Here is a 9,098-nt window from a genome sequence, read left to right as displayed (position 1 = left end):
CAGGTTCTACAGTAACAAGCACAACAACACTATATGTTTATGCTCAGGAAGGTATAGATATTGTATGTTTTGATGAGAATACATTCACTGTTACTGTTGCTAACGTAGCTGCTCCAACAGGAAACGCTACACAAACCATTGAAGGCGGCGTAGCTACTGACGTGACGGTTGCTGATTTAGTAACAGACGCTGTAACAGGTACAGTAACATGGTATGCTACTCTTGAGGATGCTCAGGCAGGTACTAATGCACTTGCTCCTGACACACAACTTGTTCAGGGTGCAACTTACTATGCTACACAAACTATTGATACATGTACAAGTGTTGGTGTATTTGCAGTAACAGTTGACATCGTGCTTGACAGAGGAGGATTTGATGTGAAAGCATTCTCATACTATCCAAACCCAGTTAAGGATGTGCTTAATCTTACCTATTCATCTGAAATTACTTCGGTAACGGTATTTAACCTATTAGGTCAAAAAGTTATCTCTCAGGTAGCTAATGCTACTGATGTAAGAGTTGACATGGCATCTCTTGCCGATGGAGCTTACATCGTTAATGTAACTTCAGGTAATACTGTAAAAACAGTTAAAGTGATTAAAAAGCAATAATTGTAACATAGGATAGTAAAAAATGCTATCATAAATTAAAGCCACCATTTTTGGTGGCTTTTTTTATTATAAAGAAGTAACTTTGTTAAAAAATAAAAAGGATGCTATTTTCATTAATAATTCCTGTATTCAACAGGCCTGATGAGGTTGAAGAGCTGCTGGAAAGCCTTACTTTACAAACTTATAAAGATAGATATGAGATTGTTATAATCGAAGATGGTTCTTCGATAACTTGTAAAGAGGTTGTCGATAGTTATAGCGACAAACTAAATATTTCATACTATTTTAAAGCTAATAGTGGTCCTGGGGATTCCAGAAATTACGGAATGAAGATTGCAAAGGGAGATTATTTTATCATTCTTGATTCTGATTGTATTATTCCACCACATTATTTAGAAAGTGTAGATTTGAATCTCAAGAAATCTTATGTAGATTGTTTTGGAGGTCCTGATGCTGCTTTAAGTTCATTTAGTGACGTACAAAAAGCAATTAATTTTTCAATGACTTCTTTCCTAACAACAGGAGGAGTGAGAGGTAAGTCGGAAAAGATTGAAAAATTTCAACCCCGAAGTTTCAATATGGGGATATCAAAGAAGGCTTTTGAAGCATCAGAAGGTTTTGGTCATATTCACCCTGGAGAAGATCCTGACCTTTCGATACGTTTATGGAAACTTGGTTTTAGCACAAAACTGTTTTCGGACTCTTTTGTGTATCACAAAAGAAGAATTGACTGGGAGAAATTTCACAAGCAGGTAAATAAGTTTGGCAAATGCAGGCCGATACTTGATTTATGGCATCCTGAATATAAAAAGGTTACTTTTTTATTTCCTTCAGTATTTATGCTAGGATTAGCACTATCTCTTTTTTTATCATTATTCGGTTATTCTGTAGGAATTTATCTTTATATTTTGTACTTTATCATAATTTTTATAGTATCGGGCATTCAAAATAGAAGTTTTAAGATTGCAGCATTTTCAGTTGTAGCAGTTTTTATACAATTTTATGGATATGGTTCCGGATATTTAAAATCGTTTTTAAAGGTCCATATTTTAAAAGAAGATCCTAAAAAAGCATTTCCAGAATTATTTTTTAAGTAATGACAAAAATAATTGGGCTTACCGGAGGAATAGGTAGTGGTAAAACTACAATAGCCAATTTATTTAAATTGCATGGAATTCCTTTGTATATAGCAGATGATGAAGCAAAAGCAATCTTGTATACAGAGGAGGTTATTAAAGAAGTACATCAGGCCTTTGGGGATTCGATAATGACAGATGGTTTACCTGACAAGGCTAAATTATCTTCTGTTGTGTTTAAAGAGCCAGAAAAACTCCAAATGCTTAATGAGATAATTCACCCTAAAGTAAAAAAACACTTTAAAGATTGGCTGGATAGACAAAATGATTCTCCGTTTATTATAAGAGAAGCAGCAATTTTATTTGAAAGTGGTAGTTATAAAGATTGTGATAAGATTATATTAGTTACTGCTCCTGTTGACTTAAGAATTGAACGTGTCATGAAACGTGATGGTGTAAGCAGAGAAAAAGTTTTAGAACGCATTAATTCTCAATGGAGTGATGATAAGAAAGCTGTATTAAGCGATTTTATTATAGAAAACACAAACCTTGACAAGGCACAAAAAGAAGTTGACAGAATACTTAAAATTCTGAAAAATATTTAAAATTTTCAACGCTTGTTAATATTTGGTTAATCTATTCTGGCTGTAAATGTTAAAATGTTAATTTTGTATCGATGAACAGGACAAGATTTCGTTTACTGGTATTTTTTATGAGCCTATCCCTTATAGGTATTATACTGGTACAGCTTTATTGGGTCAATCTATCATTAAAAAACAGTGAAGATCAGTTTGCCTACCAAATACATAAGATTTTAATACAAGTATCGGAAAGAGTAAAAACACATAGTGAAGATAAATTAGCCCAATTAAAAAAAGCTAATATCGGTTTAGATGAAAGTGAGATACAAAAAAAAGATTCTGTTGATTTATGGCTGACTAAAGATTTTATCGATGGACTTATTGTAGAAGAACTGGAAAAAGAGCATGTTGATGTAGATTTTGAATTTGCGGTTTATAAAAATCAGCAGCCGACTGATATAAAATCGGATAATTTTAAACATATTGAATATAATTATGAAGATTATCCGTTAATTGACATAGATGGCACAAGATTTGCACTTATTTTAAGCTTCCCTAAAAAAGAAGTGTTTTTATTCAGGTCGATATTAAATATAACATTGTTGTCTATAATATTTACCATGATAATAATAATTGCTTATGTAAGTGCATTAAATCAGCTTATTAAGCAAAAACAGATTTCTGAGATAAAAACAGATTTCATTAATAATATGACACATGAGTTCAAAACACCTATAGCAACTATAAATCTTGCTTTAGATGCGATTAAGAACCCAAAGATATTCAGCGATTCGGAGAAGGTACAGCGTTATCTTCAGATGATAAGAGATGAAAACAAAAGGATGCATGCCCAGGTTGAAAACGTACTCCAGATATCAAAACTTGACAAGAGAGAGCTGGATATAACTAAAGATCAGGCTGATATTCACGATGTACTTGAAGAAGCTATTGAACATGTTCATTTGATTATTGAAGCCAGGGAGGGAGTGCTGACAAGACATTTTGATGCTCAGAGGACTACCGCCTTATTAAACGATGTTCATTTTACGAATGTTCTTGTTAATATTTTAGATAATGCAATCAAATATTCTCCGGATGAACCCGTTATAGATATTTACACCGAAAATGTAAAAGATTTTATCCTTATAAAAATTAAGGATAATGGTATGGGAATGTCTAAGGTAACTCAAAAAAGGATTTTTGAAAAGTTCTACAGAGAGCCCACAGGAGATATACATAACGTAAAAGGACACGGATTGGGTCTGGCCTACGTTAAAAGAATTATAGAAGACCATAATTGCCACATTTATGTGGAAAGTGAAAAAGGAAAGGGGAGCACCTTTATAATAAAAATGCCATTAATAAATTAAAAAAAATATGGAAGAAGCAAACAAAAAGATTCTTTTAGTTGAAGACGATCCAAACTTTGGAGCTGTCCTTAAAGACTATCTGGTAATCAACGATTTTGAAGTTACATTAGCTAAAAACGGAATGGAAGGCTTTGAAAAGTTCAAGAAAGACAATTTTGATCTTTGTATTCTTGATGTTATGATGCCTTACAAAGACGGATATACACTTGCGAGAGAAATAAGAGAAAAGAATAAGGAAGTGCCTATTATTTTCCTTACGGCTAAATCTATGAAAGAAGATGTGCTTAAAGGATATAAAGTAGGGGCAGATGATTATCTGAACAAACCTTTCGATTCTGAAGTGCTTCTTATGAAAATTAAAGCAATCATTCAGAGAAAAGCTTCTGAAACGAAAACTGATAATTCTAAATTTGAATTCCAGATTGGTAAATTCCACCTGAATTCAAAACTACGTTTCCTTACTTTTGACAATGAGGAGCCTATCAAATTATCTCCAAAAGAAAATGAACTGCTAAAAATGCTGGCTCTTCATGAAAACGACCTTATGCCGAGGGAGTTAGCGCTTACTAAAATCTGGAGAGATGATAACTACTTTACTTCAAGAAGTATGGATGTTTACATTGCTAAGCTAAGAAAGTACCTTAAACAGGATGAAGAGGTAGAAATACTTAATATTCACGGTGAAGGTTTCAGACTTGTTGTTAAGAACAAAGTAGCTGAAGAAAAATAATAAAAATGCCCCTCAAAAATTTTGAGGGGCATTTTTATTTCCAGTTTAGCTCAAGAGCAAAACTTGGCTTGCCGGCTTTTTGTATTGTGAAATAGGTTTGATTATTATCAGATCCTTTTAATATACTTACTTCATCTCCGGCCATAAGTTCCCGAAGGTAATTCATATCAAAACTTTTAAGTTGCTGACGCAATAACGGCTTGTAATCTATATTGTCAAGGCACCATTCAAGATATTTTACATTATTAGCATGGAAAACAATATCAAGATCGGATAATACAACTTTTCGGGTATTAACTTCTTCTGAGAGTCTTGAAAGTTCAATTTTTTTGAAAGACTCTTGGGTAGGAACCAAATCAGGATATTTTTCAAAATGTTCATGGGGCAATGCAAGCACTTCTGATTTCCTAAGCTTAGTATTTAATACTGCCCAATAGGTTAATGCGCTAGCCAGTTTCTTGTCACCTAAATACATCTCTAACGCTCTTACTGAGCGCGACCCCTGTAAATCAACGATCCATGTTTTTATCGTTATTTTGTCTCCCCATTTAGGTAAACAATCAATTTCCACACGTATACGGCTTAAAACCCATGCCTGATCTTTTGTTTGCATATCAAGGTAGCTAATACCACCAAGTTCAGCGTGTGCACCTGCTGTAAGCTGTAAAAGGTTGCAGAGTTCGGTATGTTTTAAAAGTCCGTTAGGTGTGCATTGAAGGAAATTTATTTCCCAATCCTGCGAAAATATTGAGGTAAATTGTGGAGATATAGGCATTATAAAGTGTTTTCCACAAAAGTAATGATTTCCTTTGTGGGAGTAGTAAAATCAAACCATTTAACGTTTTCTGTTCTCCTGAACCATGTCATTTGTCTTTTAGCAAATCTTCGGGTATTCTTTTTTATTTCTTCAATAGCAAAATCCAAGGTGAATTCACCGTCAAAATGACTGAACAATTCACGATAACCTACGGTTTGTAATGCATTCAGTTTTTTGTTTGGGTAAACTGATTTAGCTTCTTCAATAAGCCCGCTTTCAACCATAATATCTACACGTTTATTGATTCGGTCATACATAAGCTCTCTGTCGGCTTCGAGTCCAATTACAATAGGCGTAAAGTTTCTGCTGTTCTTTTTTACATTAAGGAAAGAAGAATAAGGCTTGCCGCTTCCAATAGAAACTTCAAGTGCACGCATAAGGCGTTGCGGATTTTCTAAAGCTACCTTTTCATAATGTACAGGGTCGACCTCTTTCAGCTTTTCCTGCAAATAACTTATACCGTTTTTTTCATATTCTGCAATCAGGTTTTCCCTCACTGATATATCAATATCCGGGAAATCGTCGAAACCTTTTAAAACGGCATCGATGTAGAGTCCCGAACCGCCAACTAAAACGGCAAAATCATTATTTTGATAAAGTTCATCAAGCTTAGCAATTGCTTCTCGTTCAAAATCGCCTACGGTATAGTCATCAAAGATGCTTATATTTTGAATAAAATGGTGTTTAGCTGCTTCGAGTTCGTCTTTTGATGGTACAGCTGTACCAATAGCCATTTCTTTAAAAAACTGTCTGCTATCCGCTGAAATGATCTCACATTTAAAATGATTAGCTATTTCAATGGCTAAGGCGGTTTTTCCTATGGCAGTGGGGCCAACTACTGTTATGAGATATTTTTTTTGCAAGGTATTTGTTTAGTCATTTAAATGGTAGCCACAATTATAGCAGTAGCGTGCATCATCGCGATGTTTATCGGCACTGCAGTTAGGGCAAACCTGTGTGTTTAGGTTAACTTTTTTATCGCCAATAAGTTCGGCAGTAACAAGTCCGGTGGGCACGGCAATAATACCATATCCTAAAATCATAATTATCACCGATATGAATTGACCTAAAGAGGTTCCCGGTGTAATGTCTCCAAAACCAACGGTTGTTAGGGTAACTATGGTCCAATAGATACTTACCGGTATACTGGTAAACCCATGTTCAGGCCCTTCAATAAGGTACATTATTGTGCCCAGTATTATACAAAGAACCAATACGCTAAAAAGGAAAACGGCAATTTTAGCACGGCTTTTCTTCAGGGCAAGAACCAATTGGTTAGAAGCACCCACAAAGTGTACCAGCTTTAGTATCCGGAAAACCCTTAACAGGCGGATAGCCCTGATGGAAATTAGTACACCCGATCCGGGGAAGAGCAATCCTATATATTTTGGTACAGTAGCAAGAAAATCAACTATACCGTAAAAACTGAAAATGTATTTCCAGGGTTTATTAACAGCAAAGATGCGGGCAATATATTCTAAAGTAAAAAAGACAGTGACAACCCATTCAATAATGGCTAACAATTGACCATGTTTTATTTTTATGGATGCGACGCTCTCAAGCATTACTGCTATAACGCTGATGACAATAAGTATTAACAGAACGAGATCAAAAAACTTTCCGGCAGGGGTATCAGCTTCATAAATTATAGTATGAAGTTTTTTTCGGAAATTATCTATTTTGCTATTGTCCAATACTAAGAGATTTGCTTATATCAAAAATAATGAATCTGCTAAAGACGTACTATTTTTAAGCCTTTCTTTTTTCGGAGGTAGTCCTGGATAATTTTTTTTACATCCTTATTGTTATCCATTGGAGTTAGTATGTTTTTCAGGATGTTGATGTTTGTAATCTGATAATTCAGGTTATAGAAAGCATAGCCTTTATATACGCCATTCTCTATAAGTACAGCACTCCGTTCATCAACAGCACGGCCTCTGTCAATAATTATCATGCTCTGATTATGGAAGCTGTTATTATTGATGAATTCTAAAACCCTTTGGTTATAGGTTTCAGGAGTTTCATGTCCAAGGCATGCACCATTACAATTGCTAAGCTCATACGGAAAACAATGTTCTTTTTCAGAAGAACTAATTTCATTTATCTTCTGGCAAAGATTATACTTTTCCACAATGGCAAACAGGGCTGTCCTGGCTTCTACAATGCCGGGAAAGGAAACCACTTCCTTCTTGCGGTTATCCGTTTTCTGAATTTTAAGGCATAAATAGCCGTGAGAATCTTTTTCGGCATAAAGCGACCATGGAAACACAGTTTTTTTCAAAGCTCGATTGTAAACAGGCTTGTTTACTTTTATTTCCTGGCATTCTTTAAGAAGGGCAATAAGTTCGCTTCCGGTTTCTTCATACTGAACCGAGAAAGCCTCCCTTTGTATTTTTTTAGATTTACGGGCAACACTGGTAAAATGCTGGTTTACCCTCTTTTTTATATTCTTGCTTTTCCCCAGGTAAATTATATCACCTTTTTCATTATAAATGTAATATAGTCCGGTAACTGACGGTATTCCATCAACAAGGTCAAGCAATTTAGGAGAAATGCCTTTTTTCTGCTCTGTTTTTATCAGACTTGTCAGGATCTCTTTTTCAGTGTCTTTAGCTAATAACAGCTTGAATAGCTGAACCGTTGCCATAGCATCACCGGTTGCACGGTGCCTGTCACTCATAGGTATGCCTAATGCACGAACAAGTTTGCCCAGGCTGTGCGATTTTTGTTCAGGAAGCAGTTTTTGTGAAAGCTCAACTGTACAGAGAGTTTGCTTCTCAAAGTTATATCCTAAGTTTCTAAACTCAGTTCGTAGAACACGGTAGTCAAACTGTGCATTGTGGGCTACAATGATACAACCTTCAGTAATTTCAATAATTCGTTTTGCAACTTCATAAAACTTAGGGGCACTGCGAAGCATGGCATTATTTATGCCGGTAAGCTTAACCACAAAAGGCTGAATGGGTTTTTCAGGGTTGACAAGGCTAATGAACTGGTCTACAATTTCATGGCCATCAAATTTATAAATGGCAATCTCTGTAATACCTTCTTCATTATATTGACCGCCGGTAGTTTCTATGTCTAATATTGCGTACAAAAAAGTAATTCTCTGTTGTTAGGGGAATAGGTTTAAGGCTACAAATTACGTAAATTTAAACTATTATCAATAGCCTATTTATCAAATTGAATTGTTTTAACAATTAACGATGCCCAAAAATACTGCTGCCGATACGTACCATGGTACTGCCACATTCTATCGCGATGTTATAATCACCACTCATACCCATAGAAAGAGTTGTCAGTTGACAGTTATCAGTTGACAGTCCACCCAAATTGTCAAAAATGGATTTAAGGTGGGTAAACTCTTTTCTGATCTGGTTTTCATCTTCGGTAAAAGTGGCCATGCCCATCAGGCCGATTACTTTAATATTTTCCATTGCCCTGAATTCATCGGATGCTAAAAGCTCATTAAGTTCACTTTCATCCATACCAAATTTGGTTTCTTCCTCGGCGATGTGCATTTGCAGCAGACAATCAATAACACGATTGTTCTTTTTAGCCTGTTTGTTTATCTCTGCCAATAGCTTCAGGCTGTCAACACCGTGAACCAGGCTAACAAAAGGCGCCATGTATTTCACCTTATTGGTCTGTACGTGGCCTATCATATGCCATTGGATGTCTTTAGGCATTTCCTCATACTTACCTGCCATTTCCTGTATTTTGTTCTCTCCAAAAATGCGTTGTCCGGCATTATAGGCTTCCATAAGGTCAGAAACAGTTTTGGTTTTACTGACGGCTACAAGTGTAACTTGAGCAGGTAATTCAGCTTTTATTTCGTTAAGGTTTGATTGTATTGACATGATAGTTGACTGTGTATGCTTTATAGTTATAAATTGCTATGTGCTATGTTGAA

Annotated in this window: 10 protein-coding genes; 5 read left to right on the top strand and 5 right to left on the bottom strand. The window is 35.4% G+C overall.

All coding sequences use genetic code 11. From position 1 onward, the window contains the following. The 5 genes from ACFSR3_RS08565 to ACFSR3_RS08545 all read left to right on the top strand — a co-directional run. The coding region (locus ACFSR3_RS08565) for a T9SS type A sorting domain-containing protein (protein ID WP_379820602.1) at window positions 1–611 on the top strand (611 nt) is incomplete at its 5' end. Between the two features lie 101 nt (window positions 612–712). Beyond that, entirely contained in the window at window positions 713–1,708 is a 996-nt protein-coding gene (locus tag ACFSR3_RS08560; protein ID WP_379820601.1) for a glycosyltransferase, read from the top strand. After that, complete coding sequence (gene coaE, locus ACFSR3_RS08555; protein WP_379820600.1) at window positions 1,708–2,292, top strand: dephospho-CoA kinase; 585 nt, start codon at window positions 1,708–1,710, stop codon at window positions 2,290–2,292. The genes ACFSR3_RS08560 and coaE overlap by 1 nt, the downstream gene beginning before the upstream one ends. A 71-nt stretch (window positions 2,293–2,363) precedes the next feature. Next, window positions 2,364–3,638 carry a sensor histidine kinase gene (locus tag ACFSR3_RS08550; protein ID WP_379820599.1) on the top strand — a complete coding sequence of 425 codons (1,275 nt, stop codon included), beginning with the start codon at window positions 2,364–2,366 and terminating at the stop codon, window positions 3,636–3,638. 7 nt (window positions 3,639–3,645) lie between these two features. Next, window positions 3,646–4,368, top strand: coding sequence for a response regulator transcription factor (locus ACFSR3_RS08545; RefSeq protein ID WP_114759546.1), 723 nt, complete (start codon window positions 3,646–3,648; stop codon window positions 4,366–4,368). A 34-nt stretch (window positions 4,369–4,402) separates the two neighbouring features. Here the strand turns inward: ACFSR3_RS08545 and ACFSR3_RS08540 are convergent, their stop codons facing one another. The 5 genes from ACFSR3_RS08540 to ACFSR3_RS08520 all read right to left on the bottom strand — a co-directional run bounded on the left by ACFSR3_RS08540 (window position 4,403) and on the right by ACFSR3_RS08520 (window position 9,045). Beyond that, window positions 4,403–5,143, bottom strand: coding sequence for an acyl-[acyl-carrier-protein] thioesterase (locus ACFSR3_RS08540; RefSeq protein ID WP_379820598.1), 741 nt, complete (start codon window positions 5,141–5,143; stop codon window positions 4,403–4,405). Beyond that, window positions 5,143–6,048: a tRNA (adenosine(37)-N6)-dimethylallyltransferase MiaA gene (miaA, locus tag ACFSR3_RS08535; RefSeq protein WP_379820597.1), complete on the bottom strand. Its 906-nt coding sequence runs from the start codon at window positions 6,046–6,048 to the stop codon at window positions 5,143–5,145. The genes ACFSR3_RS08540 and miaA overlap by 1 nt, the downstream gene beginning before the upstream one ends. Before the next feature lie 9 nt (window positions 6,049–6,057). Continuing rightward, window positions 6,058–6,879: an ion transporter gene (locus ACFSR3_RS08530; RefSeq protein ID WP_379820596.1), complete on the bottom strand. Its 822-nt coding sequence runs from the start codon at window positions 6,877–6,879 to the stop codon at window positions 6,058–6,060. Between the two features lie 38 nt (window positions 6,880–6,917). Next, window positions 6,918–8,282 carry an exonuclease domain-containing protein gene (locus tag ACFSR3_RS08525; RefSeq protein WP_379820595.1) on the bottom strand — a complete coding sequence of 455 codons (1,365 nt, stop codon included), beginning with the start codon at window positions 8,280–8,282 and terminating at the stop codon, window positions 6,918–6,920. 103 nt (window positions 8,283–8,385) lie between these two features. After that, window positions 8,386–9,045, bottom strand: a complete 660-nt coding sequence (locus ACFSR3_RS08520) for a YggS family pyridoxal phosphate-dependent enzyme (protein ID WP_379820594.1) — start codon at window positions 9,043–9,045, stop codon at window positions 8,386–8,388. Window positions 9,046–9,098 lie beyond the last annotated feature (53 nt).

This window comes from Flavobacterium suzhouense (genome assembly GCF_042684765.1).
Classification (GTDB): Bacteria; Bacteroidota; Bacteroidia; order Flavobacteriales; family Flavobacteriaceae; genus Flavobacterium; species Flavobacterium suzhouense.
This window is presented reverse-complemented; position numbering and strand designations above follow the sequence as displayed.

What these genes read in the sequence shown, in the direction of transcription:
- ACFSR3_RS08560 (WP_379820601.1), top strand. Translation starts at nt 713, where the DNA reads ATGCTATTTTCATTAATAATTCCTGTATTCAACAGGCCTGATGAGGTT.
- coaE (WP_379820600.1), top strand. Translation starts at nt 1,708, where the DNA reads ATGACAAAAATAATTGGGCTTACCGGAGGAATAGGTAGTGGTAAAACT.
- ACFSR3_RS08550 (WP_379820599.1), top strand. Translation starts at nt 2,364, where the DNA reads ATGAACAGGACAAGATTTCGTTTACTGGTATTTTTTATGAGCCTATCC.
- ACFSR3_RS08545 (WP_114759546.1), top strand. Translation starts at nt 3,646, where the DNA reads ATGGAAGAAGCAAACAAAAAGATTCTTTTAGTTGAAGACGATCCAAAC.
- ACFSR3_RS08540 (WP_379820598.1), bottom strand. Translation starts at nt 5,143, where the DNA reads ATGCCTATATCTCCACAATTTACCTCAATATTTTCGCAGGATTGGGAA.
- ACFSR3_RS08520 (WP_379820594.1), bottom strand. Translation starts at nt 9,045, where the DNA reads ATGTCAATACAATCAAACCTTAACGAAATAAAAGCTGAATTACCTGCT.